We start from the raw sequence: 15,719 nt of genomic DNA, 5'->3' as shown, positions 1-15,719 counted from the left end.
CTGCGTTCCCCTAACGAGCAACGTTTATTTGCTCAGGTAGCGGCACAGATAGGCGGTGGCGTCGGCCACCTGCAGGTTGAACTCGCTGTGCCCCGGCACGAAGAACTTCTCGCCCGGCGTAAACACCTGCCAGTCCGGCGCCCCCGGCAGCAGCACTTTCAGCGCCCCGGTGATCACCGTCATTTCTTCCGGCTGCGCGGTGGAGAAGGTGTATTCGCCCTCTTCCATCACGCCCACGCTGGTAAGACCGATGCTGCTACTGTCAAAACCGATAGACTTCACTTTTCCGGCAAAATACTCATTCACTTTCAGCATAGACTGGCACCCGCGTAATCATCTTGATGGAAAATCCATATTGGGGGATTGCGGTTGATCTGTCACTGGTTTTTCGCGCGAAATGCGATCGCGGCGCAGAGGCAAAGGTTTCCGTGCGCCACGCTCAGGCCATCGCCATGAAACAACCGCGTCAAAAACCCGCGCCGCGCAAACTGAAATCGATCGGCAACGTCAATTCCACCGTGCCGTTGACATAGGCGTCCGCCGGCGGCGTCGGCAGCGGCGACGCGCGTTTGACCAGCGCCTGAATTTCACGATCCAGCGACGGCAGCCCGGCGCTGCTGACCAGCGTCACCGCCAGCACGTGGCCCTGTCTGTCCAACGTGAAACGCACCTGCCCGACGCCCTGGCGCTTCAGCCGCAGTGCGTCTTTGGGGTAACGCTTAAAGCGATTCAGGCGGCCGCTGATGCGGCTGCGCCAGTTGTCCTCCCCCGCCTGAGCATAGGGTGTCAGGCGGGTTTGCGGCGCGGCCGTTTTATCCGCGCGGCCCGGCGGCGGCGCGCCGGCGCTTTGCTCCTGAACCTTCGGCGGCGCGATGATTCTCTCCTGCGGCGGCGTGCGGGGCAGGTTGTTTTTCTTCACCGGCTTAGGTGGTTTTTTCTGTTTCGGCGGCACGGCGATGTTCGGCTGCGCGGCGTCAGGCGCTTTCACCAGCGGCAACGGCTCCGGCGGCGCCGACGGTTCAGCCTGAGGCGGCAGCGTCCTTTGTCCCGGCGGCTGTTTCACCTCGGCCGGGGCCTGCGGCGCGGCGGCCATCAGCACCATCACCGCCGGCGGCGGCACCCACGGCGGCACGGCCTTGTCTCTCCAGGGCCAAAGCAGCGCGGCAACCAGCAGATGCAGCGCCAGCACCAACACCAGACAACGGCGCCAGGGCATGGCGGCGCCGGGCGCGGCGAAAGGCAGCGGCGAAACCGACATGCTCACTCTTCCGTCAGCGCCAAATGAAGGCGATCGGTCAGCGGTTTGAACAGATAGTTCATCATCGAACGCTCGCCGGTGCGGATGAACCCTTCAACCGGCATCCCCGGGCGGATCTCCAACCCGTTCAAACGTTGCAATCCTTCTTCGCTGACCTTGGCGCGCACGCTGTAATAAGGCGCGCCGCTTTTCTCGTCGGTCAGGCGATCGGCCCCGACCAGCGTCACTTCACCCTCGACGCGCGGCGTGGTGCTTTGGTTGAACGCCGAGAACAACAGTTCGACCGGCAGTCCCACCTGCACCTTGTCGATCAGTTCGACCGGGATGCGCGCCTCCACCTGCAGCCCCCGCTCGCTGGGCACGATCTCCATCAGTTGCTGACCGGCGCCGATCACGCCGCCTTCGGTGAACACGCTCAACCCCACCACGGTGCCCGCCACCGGCGCTTTCACCTGCGTATGCCCCAGATCGGCCTCCGCCTTGGCCAAGCGGTTATCCAGCTCGTCCAGCTTCATCCGTACCTCGGCCAATTGGCTGCTGACCTCTTTCTGATACTCCTCCCGCCGCTGGATCGCCCGCAGTTTCAGCTCCAGGATTTGGCGGCCCAGGCGGCCGATATTCCCGGTATCCTCGGACGCCTGGCCGTCGATCTGCGCATGCTGCCCTTCCAGATCCAACAGCCGATTGCGCGCCACATACCCCTGCGCCGCCAGCTTGCGCATGCCGCTCAGTTGCTCCTGCAACATGGCCTTTTGCCGTTGCTTGCTGGCGTAAGATTGCCGAACCCCTTCCAACATCGCCTGCGATCCGGCGATGCTCTCCGCGATCGCCGCCAGCTCGCTCTGCAGCGCCGCACGGCGGCTGGTGAACAGCTGTTGTTGCAGCAGCATCAGCGACATCACCTCCGGCTCTTCTCGCCGCGCTTGCAGCAATGGCGGGAAAGCGATCGCCTGCAGACCGTCGCGCTCGGCCTGCAGCCGCGCCTGCTGCGCGGCGTTGCTCAACTGCTGGCTGCGCAGCGCATCGCGCTGGGTGCGGCTGTCGACGGTATCCATCAGTAACAGCACCTGCCCGGCGCGGACCCGGTCACCCTCATGCACCTGAATCTGCGACACCACGCCGCCGCTCGGGTGCTGCACCGCCTTGCGGTTACCGGCCACCACCACGCTACCGGAAACCGGCACGCCCTTATCCAACGGCGCCAACAGCCCCCACAGCAGGAAGCCGCCAAATCCCAGCAGCACCAGCCAGCCGCCGAGCCGCAGATGGCGCCCTTCGTCAAACTGCCGGGAAAGGGTGTCGATATCGCCGGGGATCACACTCTGATTGCTCATACTTTTCGTTCACCGCTGGCCGTTTTGGCGAAATTGGCGTAATTGACGTTGAAGCCGCCGTTGCTGCGCCCGGTATTGGCCGGAGCAGCGGCAGCGGCGGGCGCAAAACCAGGCAGTTTTTTCAGGATGGCGTCGCTGGGGCCGAAGTGCTGCACCTGGCCGGCGGTCAGCACCAGTAATTTGTCGGTGGTCGCCAGGATCGCCGGTTTGTGAGTCACCAACACGATAGTGGTGCCGCGCGCCTTTAGCGCTTCGATCGCCCGCTGCAGCGCCTCTTCCCCTTCGCGATCGAGGTTGGCATTCGGTTCGTCCAACACCACCAGCGCCGGAGATCCATACAGCGCGCGCGCCAGCGCTACCCGTTGACGTTGGCCTCCGGACAGGCCGCTGCCGCCTTCACCCAGCTCGGTCTCATAGCCTTTCGGTAAATGCAGGATCAGCTGATGCACGCCGGCCAGCGCCGCCGCGGCCACCACCTTCTCGGCGTCGACCTGGCCAAAGCGGGCGATGTTGTCCGTCAGGGTGCCGGCGAACAGCTGGATATCCTGCGGTAAGTAGCCGATATGCGGCCCGAGTTGTTGCTTGTCCCACTGTTGAATGTCTGCACCGTCCAGCCGCACGTCGCCGCTGATCGGCGTCAGCGCGCCGACCAGTTGGCGCATCAGCAACGTTTTGCCGGAGCCGGACGCGCCAATCACGCCCAGCACCTCGCCGGCTTCCAGACGAAAACTGACGCCGTGCAACACCGGCGCCGTGCCGCCGGGCGCACTGGCGGTCAACTGGCTCACGGTCAATGCGCCGCCGGGCGCCGGCAGCGGCAGACTCGGTATTCGTGGCGGGTTAGCGGCCAGCATCACCTCCAGACGCTGCAGGGACTGGCGCGCCGATGACCACTGCTTCCAGGCGCCGATCAGCTGATCGATCGGCCCCAGCACCCTGCCGATCAGGATCGATCCGGCGATCATCATGCCCGGCGTAATGTCACCGCTGACCGCCAACAGCGCGCCGCAGCCCAACATCAGCGACTGCAGCGCCAGCCGCACGGTTTTCGACCAGGCGGTGACGGCGGCGATTTTCTCGCTGGCGCGGTTCTGCAACAGCAGGAACTGCTGATGCTGCCGCAGCCAACGCAGGCGCAAGTCGGTCAGCATCCCCATGGCGGCGATGGCTTCGGCGTTGCGCAGATTGCCGTTGGCCTGCTGTGTGGCGCTCAGCGCGACCCGGCCGGCCTCCGCCAGAGGCGCTTGCGACACCCGCTGATTGAGCCAGGCCAGCAGCACCAGCACGATTACTCCGGCGCTGGCCAACGCGCCAAGCCAGGGGTGGAGCAGAAAAACCACCAGCAGATAAACCGGGAACCAGGGGGCATCGAAAAAGGCGAACAGCGCATTACCGGTGGCGAACTGGCGCAGGTTGGTCAGATCGTTCAGCGCCTGCCCCGCCAGCGGGTTGCCGGTTTTCAGATTGGTTTCGAAGGCGGCGTCGTAGACTCGCTGATTGAGGCGCATATCCATCTGGGCGCCGAGGCGGATCACCACCTGGCTGCGCACCCACTCCAGCAGCCCCATAAACAGGTAAAGGCCGACCACCATCAGGGTCAGCATCGCCAGCGTCATACGGTTGCCCGACGGCAACACGCGATCGTAGACCTGCAGCATGTACAGCGCCGGTGCCAGCATCAGCAGGTTGATCACCGCGGTAAACAGCGCGATGCCCCAAAATCCGCGCCGGTATGCGGCCAGCACGCTCATCACTTCTCCGCGCCTGACGGCGTTTTTCATGGCGTTTTCCATCGGCTAAAAACGAGAAAACGCCCGCCGGGGCGCACGGCGCCGGCGGGCAAACGGCCGCGATCAGGCCGCCAGCAGTTCCGGGCTGTCGGCGTGCTGCACGCCCACCGCCGTCGCCGCCGCCACCTGATCGAAGGTGGAGTTGACGCTCAGGCCGTAGTCGTCGAGGATGCCGTTCAGCGCGGTCTCCAGCGCGCCGGTATCGCCGGACATCAGGCCGTACACCACCTGGTGCACCACGCCATCATGACCCTGCGCCTGCAGGCTGCTGAGGTTCAGGCCGCCAAAGCTGACGTCAGGCACCTGGATGCTGTACGGCGATGTATCGCCACCGCTCAAACCGTCGCCGAAGGACAGGGAATCCAGCTGGCCGTACAAGGTATGCGCCGGTTCGTTGAACAACGTGTAGGTCAGGTTGCCGCCCGCCACGAAGGCGGTCACCTGGTTTGCCGTGCTGCTGATGGCATACTGACTACCGGACAGGCTGCCGCCATAGAAGCCGCCGCTGTTGGCGTCGGTGACATTGCCGTTGGTGTGATTGACATCACCGAATGTCGAAGCCCACTGGCCCAGATAGTCATGAATGCTGTAACCGCCGAAGCTGCTGTCATAATTGACTGAAAATGCCATTTCTCTATCTCCATTGATGAACGGCGCCCCTTGCGAGGCGGCCCTTGTGCTCAAGGATGAGCAACGCCCTTTTACTGCTTAAAAACGGTATTCCACCCCGCCCTGCACGGTGCGGCCGCGCCCCAGGGTATTGGCCAACGTCTCGCCGTAGCTGACGACATAGGCGCGGTTGGTCAGGTTCTCCACCGAGCCGCGCAGCGTCAGGCTGTCGGTCAGCTTGTAGCTGGCGTACAGATCGAACAGGGTGTACTTCGGCCAGTCGGCCAGGTACGGGTAGTTGGACGGTACCGAGCTGTCCTGATAACCCGGCGCAAAGCGTACGGTCACCCCGGCGTCCAGCTTGCGATCGAAGGCACGCCCGCCCAGCGTCACCGAACCGCGATCGCCCGGCAGGTAGGCGGCGGAGCCGAACTGCGTCCCCCCATCACACGTGACGAAGTCATTGGAAGCGGCATCAGGCTCAACATAGAAGTTCCCGCGGCGCGAGCCGTCGCCGTAGCGCAGACGCCCTCCCAACCAGGCCTTGTTCGAGCAGAACTCGTTTTTGCCGATCATGTGGGTGTAGGTCAGGTCGGCGTAGAAGACCCCGGCGTCATAGTTGAGCTGGTACTCCAGCCCGCGGAAGCGGGTTTTCGACAGATTGTTGACGTAAGCGGCATTACCGATGCTCGGCTGCACCAGCCCCGGTTTATTGCGGTCTATCGCCAGGTTGATGTAGTTATCCACTTTGGTGTCGAAGTAGGCCACCTTGGCCACCAACCGATCGCCCTCAAACCACAGATCCGGCTGCTGCACGTTGAACCCGACTTCCCAGGCGCGCGAACGCTCGGGCTGCAAGAACGGATTGGGGTATTGCGTGGAAGAACTGTGCGCGCTGCCGTTGGTCAGCGTTTCAGTGATCGCCGGCGGCCGCCAGGATTTGCCGTAGGTGGTATACAGCTCCAGCCACTCCACGCCGGGGCGCACCGCCACCGCCAGCGTCGGCGACAGCTTGCCCTGATCGCGATCCACGTCCCAATCTTCGCGGGTGGTGGTTGAACAGCCGGTCAGACGCAACGCTTTGCAAGGATTGTCAATCGTGTAGCGTTGCCCATCCTTGGCCAAATCCGGATAGCTCAGGCCGGTCTGGCCGCGCAGGCGATAGCGGTCGTAACGCAGCCCGCCTTCCAACGTCAGCCAGCCGTCGTAGTCGTAGGTCAGATTGGCGAACAGGCTGGCTACCGAACGGTTGCCGGCCGGCGTCACCCCATCCATGCCTTGGCGGGAAGAGTCGCTGGTCGCTTTGTCGTAATAGAACTCCAGCCCGTAATTGGCGCGGAAGTCATGCCCCGGCGCCAGGCTGAAGCGCGAGGTGTTTTGCGCCTGTGCGCCATAGGTACGCAGGCGGGTGCGCGTCGCGTAGCCGTTGTCCAGCAGCGAACTGGTGCTGTAGGTGTCGCTGTCATCCTGAGTATCGACGTAATACAGCTTGGCCTGAAAATCGAGCCAGTCGACGTCTTCCGGCGCCAGGCTGTAGTCGAACGCCGCGTTGCGCGCCATCACGTCGGTGTAGCCGGTGCGTTTCCAGCCCAGTTCATAGGGCGGGCGAGTGCCCAGGTTAGTCAAGGTGCCGGCGATCGGCGATGAGGTCTGGGTCTGCAGATAACTCAGCTGCAGGCGCTGGTTGGCGGGCAGATTCCAGCCCACCTTGGCCAGCCGCGAGTGCATGCGGTAATGGGTGTCGGGGATTTTGTTGTTCTTGATGCTCTCGGCGTAGCGATCGTAATTGCCGGTGTCGTTATTGATGCGAATGTTGCCGATGTCGCCCTTGTTGCCGGGCCAATAGTCGCCGAGGTGGCGTTCGCTGGCGGCCAGCAGGATATCGCCGGTTTCGTTGCCCAATGCCAGTATGCCGCTGCCGATGAAGTGGGTGCCGTTATCGCCGGTGCTGGCGTGCAGCTTGCCGCCCAGTTCTTTGCCCGGCGCCAGGAAATCGCTCGCGCTGACGGTATTGAAGGTGGCGATGCCGCCGAGCGTGCCGGCGCTGCCCATGCCGCCGGTGGTGCCCTTGTCGATAGTCACGCCGGACAGCAGTTCGGAATCGATGTACATGGTGCCATTACGCTGGCCATGGCCGCTCTTTTGAAAATTCTGCCGCATGCCGTCGATATTCATGTTCACCCGGCCATAGTCTTGTATGCCACGGATGTTGACCGACAGCGCAGGATCTTGCTGGCTGACGCTGGAATAGGCTCCCGTAGTCTGCTCCAGAATATCGGCCGCGTGTCGCGCCGGGCGGTTGTCCATCTGTTCGCGGCTGATGACGCTGACCGAGCGCGGTTCGTCGTAAACCCAATCGTTGGCGTTGATGCCGCCGGCGCCCAGCACCGTCAGGCTGTCCAACGCCAGCGCGCCACCGTCGCCGTTCGCCGTCGGCAGCCGGCTCAATACGATCTGCCCCTGCGGCTGCAGGCGGAAAGCCACCGGATTGCCGCCGATCAAGCGCCGCAGGCCCTGTTCTACGCTCATGCTGCCATTCAGCGCCGCCGCCTGCATGCCATCGAGTTTCACCTCGTCAAAAAACACCTGCATGCCGGCCTGCTCGGCGAAGCGCAACATGGCGCTCTGCAGCGGCTGCGCCGCAATATTGAAATTCTTTTGCTGTGCGGCCTGCGCGCCGTTCGCCTCAGCCAGGACGGCGAGCGCTACCGCCGGCTGAGTCAACATCATCGCCGCCAGCGCGGCGCGTACCGCCGTGGCCAATCGGCCGGCCGGCGTGGTTCCCTTGTGAATAAGCATGCGTGTGTGTTCCACCCGAAAGAACGTCAAACCAAGTGATAATGGAAATCAATCTCGTTTAAACATAAGGACGTTCCGGGAGGCAAAAACCCGTAAAGATTTTTTACAGAAAGTGAAAATAGCGGTGAAGCGGGCATCCCGGCCCGCCTTGGCCGCTCAGTAAAGCAGCGTGATGCCGGGGAGATTCAGCTGGCGGGCGGAGAGTTCCTGACGAATGGCGCCGACGCCGTCGTCGAGTTTATTGAGCGCGAACACGCCGCTGACCGTGCGCGTTCTTAGCGTGGGATTGACCGCCACGATGCGGGTCTCGCGATAGCGGTTGAGCTGCGCGAGCGCCTGCGTCAGCGGTTGGCGGTCGATCACCAGCCAGCCGCGTCGCCAGGCGTCATCACCGGCCGTTTGCCGCGTCAGCTGCAGCTGCCCGTTGCGGTAATGCGCCGCCTGGCGTTGCGCGACCACCAGCGAGCGCTCGCCGCGCTCAAGCGTCACCCGCACGCTGTGCTGATGCACGCTGACGTCGACGCCCTGTTCAGTGCGCGCCACGCTGAACTCGGTGCCCAGCGCCTGGGTGACGCCGTTTTTCGCCTCCACCCTGAAAGGGCGGCTTTCCGCCCCGCCCAACGGCGCGACGATAAAATAGGCGGCGCCGCTCAGCAGCCGCACCTTGCGCTCGTCTGCGGAATACGCCAGCGCGATCGCGCTGCCGCTGTCCAGCGCCACCCGGCTGCCGTCCGGCAACGCAACTTCGCGCACCTCACCGCGAACGGTTTGATAATCGGCCTGCAGGCCGATCCACAGATCCGGCCCGCGATAAACGCCGAATGAAACGGCGAGCGCCACCGCCGCTGCCACCGCCCAGCGGGGCCATCGATGGCGAGATGGCGTTTTCAGCGCCGCCACCTGCGGTTGTAACGCCTGCCGCTGCTCAGGCGGCAGTTGCCCAAGCGTCGTCCACAGCAGGCGAGCCTGACGCAGCGCCGCCGGATGCTGCGGATCGGCGGCCAGCCAGGCGTCCAACGCTCGCCGCCGATCGGCCGGCAGCGCCCCTTCGGCCAGACTCACGGCCCAGGCGGCCGCCTGCTGTCGCGCCTGTGCGGTTAGCGGTTTCATAATGGCATAGACCTCTGTTTTTTCTGGTTATAGGTTAAGACGTCTGAGCGCGGATAAACCCGTAAAAAAATTGCCATTATTGTTCTTCCATCCGCGCCATCAGCCGCTCCAGCGCGCTGGCCAGGTGTTTTTCCACCGTGCTGAGCGACACGCCCAGCTGCGCCGCCACCTGCGCCTGGGTCAGGCCATCGAGCCGGTTAAGGCGGAAAATCTGCTGCGTGCGCGGCGGCATGTCCGCCAGCGCCTGCTGTAACAACTGCAGCAGTTGGCTATCGATCGCCCGTTGTTCAAGCGCCGGTTCACCCGAGGGATACTGCGCCAGAATGTCGTCTTCGACCGCTTCGGTCTGCCGCCGCTGCTGCTGGCGCAGATGGTCGAGCATCAGATTCTTGGCGGTTTTATACAGGTAGGCCTCAATATCGAGAATGTTACCCTGCGGATACTGCTCGGTAAGGCGGGTAAAACTTTCCTGCGCCAAATCCGCGGCCAGCTGAGGGTCGCGCAGTTTGGCGTTCAAATAGGCTTGCAGCGGCCGCATATGGCGCAGAAACAGCGCCTGCAACTCGGAATTGGACATCTCTTTTCCCAGAAGTGAAACACCCAATAGGGGCGATAAAAATCACATAAATGATTATCATTATCAATATTGTTCTGGGAAATATGTGCTAAGGCGGGGATAAACAGGAAACCGGCCTGACGCCGGTTTCCGCTGGGCTGCAGGTCAGTGCTCTAGCGCCTCGTCTTCATAGCGGTGCTTGGCGTCGAGCGCTTCCTGCTCGGTTTCATGTTCACTGAGCAGCGTATTCGGCTCAATGTCGTCGGTGCGCACTTCAAAACGGCGCAGATGCAGGTTCGGGTCACCCCGAAACACCTCTACGACGCGGGCACTCCGCGGATAAGCAGGTTGATCATTTTCGCGCATGCCGTTCTCCCGTGTGTTTCACACAGTAGCAAGTATAGCAGCCGCCCTCATTCCGACACGCGCGAGCCAAGATCGCGATCGCCGGGGGCGCCCGTCAACAGCTCGGTCAATTCGTCGCAGGCGCAAATACGCCCTTCACGCACGGTGAAGTGCGCCAGCACCCGCACGCGGCTGCGGGAACCGTCGCGCTTTTCCACCTCGACCAGATGGTGGGTCAGCACCGCCTCGCCCTGCGCCGCCGCCGCGATCACGCTCAGCGTCATGCGGCGGGTTTGCCGCTTCAGCAGCGCCATATGCTGCTCAAACTGCTCGAAGTTCAGCACCTTGCCATCCACCTGCTGGCGGTAGCCTGCGCTGAAACGGGCGGCGAGCTGCGTCGGCCGATGCTCCGGGCTGGCGACCACCTGCTGCAGCGTATCGAGCACCAGATTCAGCGGGGTAAGTTGAGTCATCACATTTCTCCGAAATAGGGTGAAAGGCGATCCTATCCCGGCCAGGCGATGGCATAATAACCACATCAAGACTTTCAATAACGTTAAACGGCCAACATGACGCAGATCCGCAGCCAACGCCTTCAGCATGAAAAAAAGCACCTGACGCCCTGGCACCGGCACGAAGGCGGCCAGATCTATCTCTTGACGCGCGGCATGCTGGCAATGGAACTCCCGGGCCGGCAATGGGCGATCACCGGCGGCACACTGGGCTGGCTGCCGCCGGGATGCGCCCATCAGGCGCTGGCCTGCGGCGACGTGGCGGGCTGGAGTCTGTATCTGCCGAGGGAAAGCGTGCCGGAGATGCCGCCGCTGCCGCAGCTGTTCACGGCCTCTGCGCTGTTGCAGGCCCTGGTGGCGCGCATCGCGCAGTTCCCCGCCGGCCCGCTGAGTGCGCCGCAACGGCGGCTGCTGCAGGTGCTGCTGGACGAAATGCACGCGGCAAGCCGCGCGCCGCTGCAATTGCCGCTGCCGCAGGACGCCCGGTTGCTGAACATCGCCCGTGCGCTGCTGAACGATCCCGCCAGCCCGCGCAGCCAGCGCGACTGGGCCGTCTGGGCCGGGCTCAGCCCGCGCACCCTGAGCCGCCGTTTTCTGCAGGAAACCGGCATCAGCTTCGCGCTGTGGCGCCAGCAGGCGCGGGTGTTGCGTTCACTGGAGGGATTATCACGCGGCAAAGCGGTTGGCGAGGTGGCCGACGCCTGCGGCTATGATAACGTCAGCGCCTACATCGCCGCCTTTCGCCGCCGCTTCGGCGTCACGCCCGGGGCGTACTTTGCACCGGCTCGGCAAGCGGAATAAGAAAACGGGCGCCCAGCGCCCGAAGAGAAGAAAGGGTTACTTCACCGTCTCACGCGGCAGCACCGCGAGGATTTGTTCCACCACCCGCTGCGGATCGGCGGCGCCATCCATCACGTAATGCGCGGCCTCCTGATACAACGCTTCGCGCGCGGCCAGCACCTCGCGCATCTCCTCGGCGATCGGCCTGCCGGTGAGCGTCGGGCGCTGCGCATCTTCCGGGTACTCTTCCAACCGCTGCGCCAACACGCTGGCCGGCGCGCGCAGGTAGATAACGGTGCCATGCTGGCGCATAAACTGACGGTTCTCCTCCGCCAGGATCGCGCCGCCGCCAGTGGCAACTATAGTTGACGGCTTGGTCACGGTTTGCAACGCGATGGTCTCGCGGCGGCGGAACCCCAACCAGCCCTCGCGCTCGACCATTTCCGCTACGCTCATCTGCGCCGCCTGCTGCATAAACAGATCGGTATCGACGAACTGATAGCCCAACGCCAGCGCCAATGCGCTGCCTACCGTGGTCTTGCCGGCTCCGCGAGCGCCTATCATGAACAGGGTTTGTGTCATTACGGGTTGTCCCTTATGCGGTGACTTGAGTGCATTGCATACCAAAATACCGAGCGGGTGCGATGGCGTGGTGGCAGCATCATACCCTGCCCGCTCTGTATTTCAATATTTACGATAGTGTAAATTCCATGGCACAGCGACTGCCGACGGCAAAGCCGTGCGCCAGATCTTCATCCAGGTGCCGCCGCAGGGCGACCGTGAGCCGCGCATCGTCAAGCGGCCGGAATCCCAGCCGCCGGTAGTAAGGCGCATTCCACGGCACCTCAATGAAGGTGGTGAGCGTCAGGCGGTCGGCCCCCTGCCGTTTGGCCTCTTCCGCCACCGCGCCGATCAGGCGGCGGCCGACGCCCTGCCGTTGCCAGGCACCGGCGACCGATAATTCGGCGATATGCCAGTCTTTCCCCTGAGCCAGCACGGCGATAAAACCGGCGCACTCGCCGTTGTCGCTTTCCGCCAGCCATTCACGGCGCTCGGCGATAAACGCGGCATGCTGCTGCGGGACCATCACCTCGCCTTCGGCGATAAAGCGCCATTCCGGCTGTTGGCGAAACAATTGCGCCGCCGAGCGCTCAACCGCCATCAGATGCGCGATATCCTGCTGCTGCGCCAAACGGATCTGCAGGCTCATGGGTTCTCCTTAACGTTGGGGCGGTTATTTAAGCAAATTTCACCGCCCGTGGCTCAGAAATCGATACTGCCGCGCAGCACCACCTCACGCGGTTCCCCCACCGCCACGCGCAGATTGCCGCCGCTGGACGGATAGTAGGTTTTATCGAACAGGTTCTTCACGTTCAGCTGCCATTTCACCCGATAGCCGTTGATCGGCATGGTGTAAGCGGCGAACGCATCGGCAACGGTGTAGTTATCCAGGTAGAAGCTGTTGGCGGCGTCGCCCGGGCGGCGCCCTACGTAGCGCGCACCGGCGCCAATGCGCACCTCATCGCCGCTGTACAGGCCCAGGCTGCCGAGGTTCTGGGTCAGGAACAGCGAGGCGGTATGGCGCGCCACATTGGTCATCTCTTTGCCCTTGTTGTCCGGATCGTCCACCACGCGGGCGTCGGTATACGCATAGGAACCGATCAGGCTCAGCGAGTCGGTAAGATTACCGGCCACGTCCAGCTCCACGCCCTGCGAACGCACGCGCCCGGCGGTGCGCGTCACGGTTTCGCCCTCCACCAGCTCATTGACCATCACGTTGCGTTTGGTGATGTCGAACAGCGCCAGCGTGCCGGTGACGCCGTTCGGCAGCGCCAGCTTGCCGCCGACTTCCCACGACTTGCCCTGTTCCGGCGGCAGCGAATCAATTTGGGTGGCGATGGAAGAGTTCGGCTTGAACGACTCGGTATAGCTGCTGTACAGCGACACGTAAGGCGTCAGCTTGTAGACCACACCGGCGCGCGGCACCAGCTTGCCGTCCGAGCTGTCGGTGTTGGTCTGGAACGGCCGCCCCTTGCCGGCATAGACGTCGAAAGCGTCGTAACGCAGCCCGCCCATCACCAGCCATTTATCGGTCAGTTGGATGGAGTCCTGCATAAACCAGCCGTAGCTGGTGAGATTTTCCCGCTGGTCGCTGTCTTTGGCGCTGACCGCGGTCGACGGCGGCATCAGGCCGTATACCGGATGATAGATATTGAAATCGCTGTTCTTTTTACCGCGGATCATGTCGCCGCGGTAGGTACGGTTATCTTCAAAATCAAAGCCGAACAGCATCTGGTGGTTGATGCTGCCCCAGTCCACGTCGCCATTGAGCGTCAGCTGCACCGCGTTGGCGTGGCTGACGGCATGGGCGGTCGAGTCGGCCTGGCGGCTCAATGCGCCGCTCTCCGGGTTCAGCGCCGTAGCGCGCGCCTGGTTGTCGCTGTAGCTGTTGCGGCTGTAGGCGTAGGTCAGCGAGCTTTTCCAGCGCTCATTGAGCGTTTGATCGATCTGCAGAGTGACGCTGTCCTGATCGCCGCGGGTGGCGTTATAGGCTTCGTCGAAACGGCGATCGCGCGGCGTATTCACCGGTTTGCCGGTGCGCGAATCGATAATGGTGCCGCGATCGAACGGCACCAGATATTCCATATGTTCATAGGCCAACCGCACGGTGGTGTTCTCGCCGTACCACATCAGCGAGGGCGCGATCACCGTCTGGCGATTGCGGCCAAAGTTGCGCCAGTAGTCGGTTTCATCGTGATCGACGATCATCCGATAGGCAAATCCCGACGTGCCGAGCGGCCCGGTAACGTCAAGCTGGCCGCCGCCGCCGTTGAAGCTGCTGCCCCAACCTTCCACGTGGGTGTGCTGCTGCAGCTGGGGTTTTTTGGTGATCATATTGATCATCCCGCCCGGCTCGCCCATGCCGTACAGCATCGAGGCAGGCCCCTTAAGCACCTCCACCCGCTCGGTGGTCGGCGTAAAGTTGCGCGCCTGCACCGAACGCACGCCGTCGCGCAGAATGGAGCCGTCGCGGTTGTCGCCGAAGCCGCGTTTCATTACCGCGTCCTGGGTGCCCCCCAGCGTGTTGGCCTGGGTAATGCCGCTGACGTTGTACAGCGCTTCGTCCAGGCTGCTGACAGCCTGATCGGCAATCACCTGTTGCGGCACCACGTCGATCGCTTGCGGCACATTCAGCAGGTTGGTTTCGCTGCGGGTGCCGGTGACGCTGGTCAACGGCTGATAGCTCTGCACGCCGTCGGCGTCTTTGCGGCCGACCACCACCAGGTTCTCTTCCTGCGGCGCGGCTTTTTCCGCCGCCCACGCCGGCGATGTCGCGCAGGCCGCCAAAGGCAATGCGCACCACCAGCCGCGCTTGTTGTTATTCATTATCTAACTGACTCCAATAGGTCCCTGAAAAAGGTAACGGCAAAAACTGCTGATACAACTGTTGGAAGGTCTGCTGCGGGTTGATGTCGGCGAACAGATCCGGGTAAAACGCTTTGGCGAACATCTCGACCAGCACGACATGGTACGGGCTGAGGTAAAAATTGTGCCAGACGCTCCAGGCGCGGTGGTTTTTCACCGCCTGCAGGTTGGTCAGCATCGGCTGTTTGGCGATCAGCCGGCGGAAGCTGTCGGCGGCCTCCTGCGGGCTGACCTGCGGCCCGAGGCGCAGATCGGACAGCCGTTTGCCCTGCGGGCCGGCCATGCCGGTGGCGAGGTACACGTCAGGATTGGCGCTCAGAATGGTTTCCGGGTTCAGTTCACCATACACCCCTTTGACGCTGGCGTTGGCGATGTTGTCGCCGCCGGCGAAGGTCAGCAGATCGCCGAGATTGCCGTGCGCGGCGGTGGTGCAGCAGGTGTCGCGCCGCCCCAGATGCAGGTGCAGCATCACTTTGGGCTTCGGTCCCTGATAGCCCGCCAGCCGTTGCTGAACCACCGCCATATGCTGCTGATAAAACGTGATGAATTGCTCGGCGCGCTGCTGGCGGTTGAGCACTTCGCCCAGCAGCCGCACGCTCGGCACGGTGTTGTTCAGCAGATCGATGCGCAAATCGACGTAGATCACCGCCACGCCGGCCTTGCTCAGTGCGGAAACCAGCCGATCGTTGTCGCCGTCTTCCCGCGCGTAGCGCGCCAGGATCACCAGATCCGGCTTCAGCTGCAGCAGGCTTTCGATGTTGACCTGGCGAAAGTTATTGCCGCTGATGACGGGGATCTGGGCTATCTGGGGAAACTTCTGCGTATAAAGCTGCCAGCTTTGCGCATCAAAGCGCGCCAGATCCGCCGGCCAGCCGATGATGCGCTGCGCCGGGTTGCCCGGCTCCAGCAGCGCCAGCGTATACAGCATGCGGCTCTCCCCCACCACGATGCGCTGCGGGTTGTCCGGCACCGCGACCTGGCGGCCGGTGATATCGGTCACCGTCTTCGCCTGGGCGGAGAACACGCCGAACCACAGGGAAAGCAGCAGTAAAATGAGGGAATTGCGCATGATTGAGCCGAAACGGGGGAAATAGTGTGCGCATGATAATCACTCTCATTAGCACTTGCAATCCCACGCCGCGATTGCCAAAAGAAATCCGGGAAACGGTGCCGGGCACGCGGTGAAACACCGTGAAACCG

At 63.1% G+C, this 15,719-nt stretch carries 15 protein-coding genes; 1 reads left to right on the top strand and 14 read right to left on the bottom strand.

Features of this window, described 5'->3' with window-relative positions:
- Window positions 1-24 precede the first annotated feature (24 nt).
- The 10 genes from ppnP to ACJ8PL_RS00615 form a co-directional block, all read right to left on the bottom strand.
- Window positions 25-315, bottom strand: a complete 291-nt coding sequence (gene ppnP / locus ACJ8PL_RS00660; RefSeq protein WP_004940463.1) for a pyrimidine/purine nucleoside phosphorylase — start codon at window positions 313-315, stop codon at window positions 25-27.
- A 151-nt stretch (window positions 316-466) separates the two neighbouring features.
- On the bottom strand, window positions 467-1,258 hold the full coding sequence (locus ACJ8PL_RS00655) for an energy transducer TonB (RefSeq protein ID WP_016928895.1): 792 nt from the start codon (window positions 1,256-1,258) through the stop codon (window positions 467-469).
- A 2-nt stretch (window positions 1,259-1,260) separates the two neighbouring features.
- Window positions 1,261-2,592 (bottom strand): HlyD family type I secretion periplasmic adaptor subunit, encoded by a 1,332-nt coding sequence (locus ACJ8PL_RS00650; RefSeq protein ID WP_261105926.1) that lies wholly within the window; start codon window positions 2,590-2,592, stop codon window positions 1,261-1,263.
- Window positions 2,589-4,373 (bottom strand): type I secretion system permease/ATPase, encoded by a 1,785-nt coding sequence (locus ACJ8PL_RS00645; RefSeq protein ID WP_033634212.1) that lies wholly within the window; start codon window positions 4,371-4,373, stop codon window positions 2,589-2,591. Before ACJ8PL_RS00645 ends, ACJ8PL_RS00650 begins: the two co-directional genes overlap by 4 nt.
- Before the next feature lie 72 nt (window positions 4,374-4,445).
- Window positions 4,446-5,012 (bottom strand): hemophore HasA, encoded by a 567-nt coding sequence (locus ACJ8PL_RS00640; RefSeq protein WP_016928898.1) that lies wholly within the window; start codon window positions 5,010-5,012, stop codon window positions 4,446-4,448.
- A gap of 78 nt (window positions 5,013-5,090) precedes the next feature.
- Complete coding sequence (locus ACJ8PL_RS00635) at window positions 5,091-7,790, bottom strand: TonB-dependent receptor (RefSeq protein WP_097102679.1); 2,700 nt, start codon at window positions 7,788-7,790, stop codon at window positions 5,091-5,093.
- Window positions 7,791-7,946: 156 nt separating this feature from the next.
- Window positions 7,947-8,900: a FecR family protein gene (locus ACJ8PL_RS00630; RefSeq protein ID WP_016928900.1), complete on the bottom strand. Its 954-nt coding sequence runs from the start codon at window positions 8,898-8,900 to the stop codon at window positions 7,947-7,949.
- A gap of 76 nt (window positions 8,901-8,976) precedes the next feature.
- Complete coding sequence (locus tag ACJ8PL_RS00625) at window positions 8,977-9,477, bottom strand: RNA polymerase sigma factor (protein ID WP_025301723.1); 501 nt, start codon at window positions 9,475-9,477, stop codon at window positions 8,977-8,979.
- A gap of 144 nt (window positions 9,478-9,621) precedes the next feature.
- Window positions 9,622-9,822, bottom strand: a complete 201-nt coding sequence (locus tag ACJ8PL_RS00620; protein ID WP_015376810.1) for a YaiA family protein — start codon at window positions 9,820-9,822, stop codon at window positions 9,622-9,624.
- A 47-nt stretch (window positions 9,823-9,869) separates the two neighbouring features.
- On the bottom strand, window positions 9,870-10,274 hold the full coding sequence (locus ACJ8PL_RS00615; protein WP_115435609.1) for a nuclear transport factor 2 family protein: 405 nt from the start codon (window positions 10,272-10,274) through the stop codon (window positions 9,870-9,872).
- Window positions 10,275-10,370: 96 nt separating this feature from the next.
- On the opposite strand from ACJ8PL_RS00615, the gene ACJ8PL_RS00610 reads away from it, so the two are divergent.
- Window positions 10,371-11,114 (top strand): helix-turn-helix domain-containing protein, encoded by a 744-nt coding sequence (locus tag ACJ8PL_RS00610; RefSeq protein ID WP_079450862.1) that lies wholly within the window; start codon window positions 10,371-10,373, stop codon window positions 11,112-11,114.
- Window positions 11,115-11,150: 36 nt separating this feature from the next.
- Here the strand turns inward: ACJ8PL_RS00610 and aroL are convergent, their stop codons facing one another.
- The 4 genes from aroL to ACJ8PL_RS00590 form a co-directional block, all read right to left on the bottom strand.
- A complete protein-coding gene (aroL, locus tag ACJ8PL_RS00605; protein ID WP_016928904.1) occupies window positions 11,151-11,675 on the bottom strand; it encodes a shikimate kinase AroL in 525 nt (174 codons plus the stop codon).
- Window positions 11,676-11,784: 109 nt separating this feature from the next.
- Window positions 11,785-12,303 carry a GNAT family N-acetyltransferase gene (locus tag ACJ8PL_RS00600; RefSeq protein ID WP_442530739.1) on the bottom strand — a complete coding sequence of 173 codons (519 nt, stop codon included), beginning with the start codon at window positions 12,301-12,303 and terminating at the stop codon, window positions 11,785-11,787.
- 53 nt (window positions 12,304-12,356) lie between these two features.
- Window positions 12,357-14,480 carry a TonB-dependent siderophore receptor gene (locus ACJ8PL_RS00595; protein WP_049191782.1) on the bottom strand — a complete coding sequence of 708 codons (2,124 nt, stop codon included), beginning with the start codon at window positions 14,478-14,480 and terminating at the stop codon, window positions 12,357-12,359.
- Complete coding sequence (locus tag ACJ8PL_RS00590) at window positions 14,473-15,588, bottom strand: ABC transporter substrate-binding protein (RefSeq protein WP_048795154.1); 1,116 nt, start codon at window positions 15,586-15,588, stop codon at window positions 14,473-14,475. The genes ACJ8PL_RS00595 and ACJ8PL_RS00590 overlap by 8 nt, the downstream gene beginning before the upstream one ends.
- Window positions 15,589-15,719 lie beyond the last annotated feature (131 nt).

It is taken from the genome of Serratia sp. CY83965, assembly GCF_052166375.1.
In the GTDB taxonomy this organism is placed as follows: Bacteria; Pseudomonadota; Gammaproteobacteria; order Enterobacterales; family Enterobacteriaceae; genus Serratia; species Serratia marcescens.
This window is presented reverse-complemented; position numbering and strand designations above follow the sequence as displayed.

Coding starts and splice junctions, on each gene's coding strand:
- ACJ8PL_RS00655 (WP_016928895.1), bottom strand. CDS start 1,258: ATGTCGGTTTCGCCGCTGCCTTTCGCCGCGCCCGGCGCCGCCATGCCC.
- ACJ8PL_RS00590 (WP_048795154.1), bottom strand. CDS start 15,588: ATGCGCAATTCCCTCATTTTACTGCTGCTTTCCCTGTGGTTCGGCGTG.
- ACJ8PL_RS00600 (WP_442530739.1), bottom strand. CDS start 12,303: ATGAGCCTGCAGATCCGTTTGGCGCAGCAGCAGGATATCGCGCATCTG.
- ppnP (WP_004940463.1), bottom strand. CDS start 315: ATGCTGAAAGTGAATGAGTATTTTGCCGGAAAAGTGAAGTCTATCGGT.
- ACJ8PL_RS00615 (WP_115435609.1), bottom strand. CDS start 10,274: ATGACTCAACTTACCCCGCTGAATCTGGTGCTCGATACGCTGCAGCAG.
- ACJ8PL_RS00635 (WP_097102679.1), bottom strand. CDS start 7,790: ATGCTTATTCACAAGGGAACCACGCCGGCCGGCCGATTGGCCACGGCG.
- ACJ8PL_RS00630 (WP_016928900.1), bottom strand. CDS start 8,900: ATGAAACCGCTAACCGCACAGGCGCGACAGCAGGCGGCCGCCTGGGCC.
- ACJ8PL_RS00625 (WP_025301723.1), bottom strand. CDS start 9,477: ATGTCCAATTCCGAGTTGCAGGCGCTGTTTCTGCGCCATATGCGGCCG.
- ACJ8PL_RS00595 (WP_049191782.1), bottom strand. CDS start 14,480: ATGAATAACAACAAGCGCGGCTGGTGGTGCGCATTGCCTTTGGCGGCC.
- aroL (WP_016928904.1), bottom strand. CDS start 11,675: ATGACACAAACCCTGTTCATGATAGGCGCTCGCGGAGCCGGCAAGACC.
- ACJ8PL_RS00640 (WP_016928898.1), bottom strand. CDS start 5,012: ATGGCATTTTCAGTCAATTATGACAGCAGCTTCGGCGGTTACAGCATT.
- ACJ8PL_RS00620 (WP_015376810.1), bottom strand. CDS start 9,822: ATGCGCGAAAATGATCAACCTGCTTATCCGCGGAGTGCCCGCGTCGTA.
- ACJ8PL_RS00645 (WP_033634212.1), bottom strand. CDS start 4,373: ATGAAAAACGCCGTCAGGCGCGGAGAAGTGATGAGCGTGCTGGCCGCA.
- ACJ8PL_RS00650 (WP_261105926.1), bottom strand. CDS start 2,592: ATGAGCAATCAGAGTGTGATCCCCGGCGATATCGACACCCTTTCCCGG.
- ACJ8PL_RS00610 (WP_079450862.1), top strand. CDS start 10,371: ATGACGCAGATCCGCAGCCAACGCCTTCAGCATGAAAAAAAGCACCTG.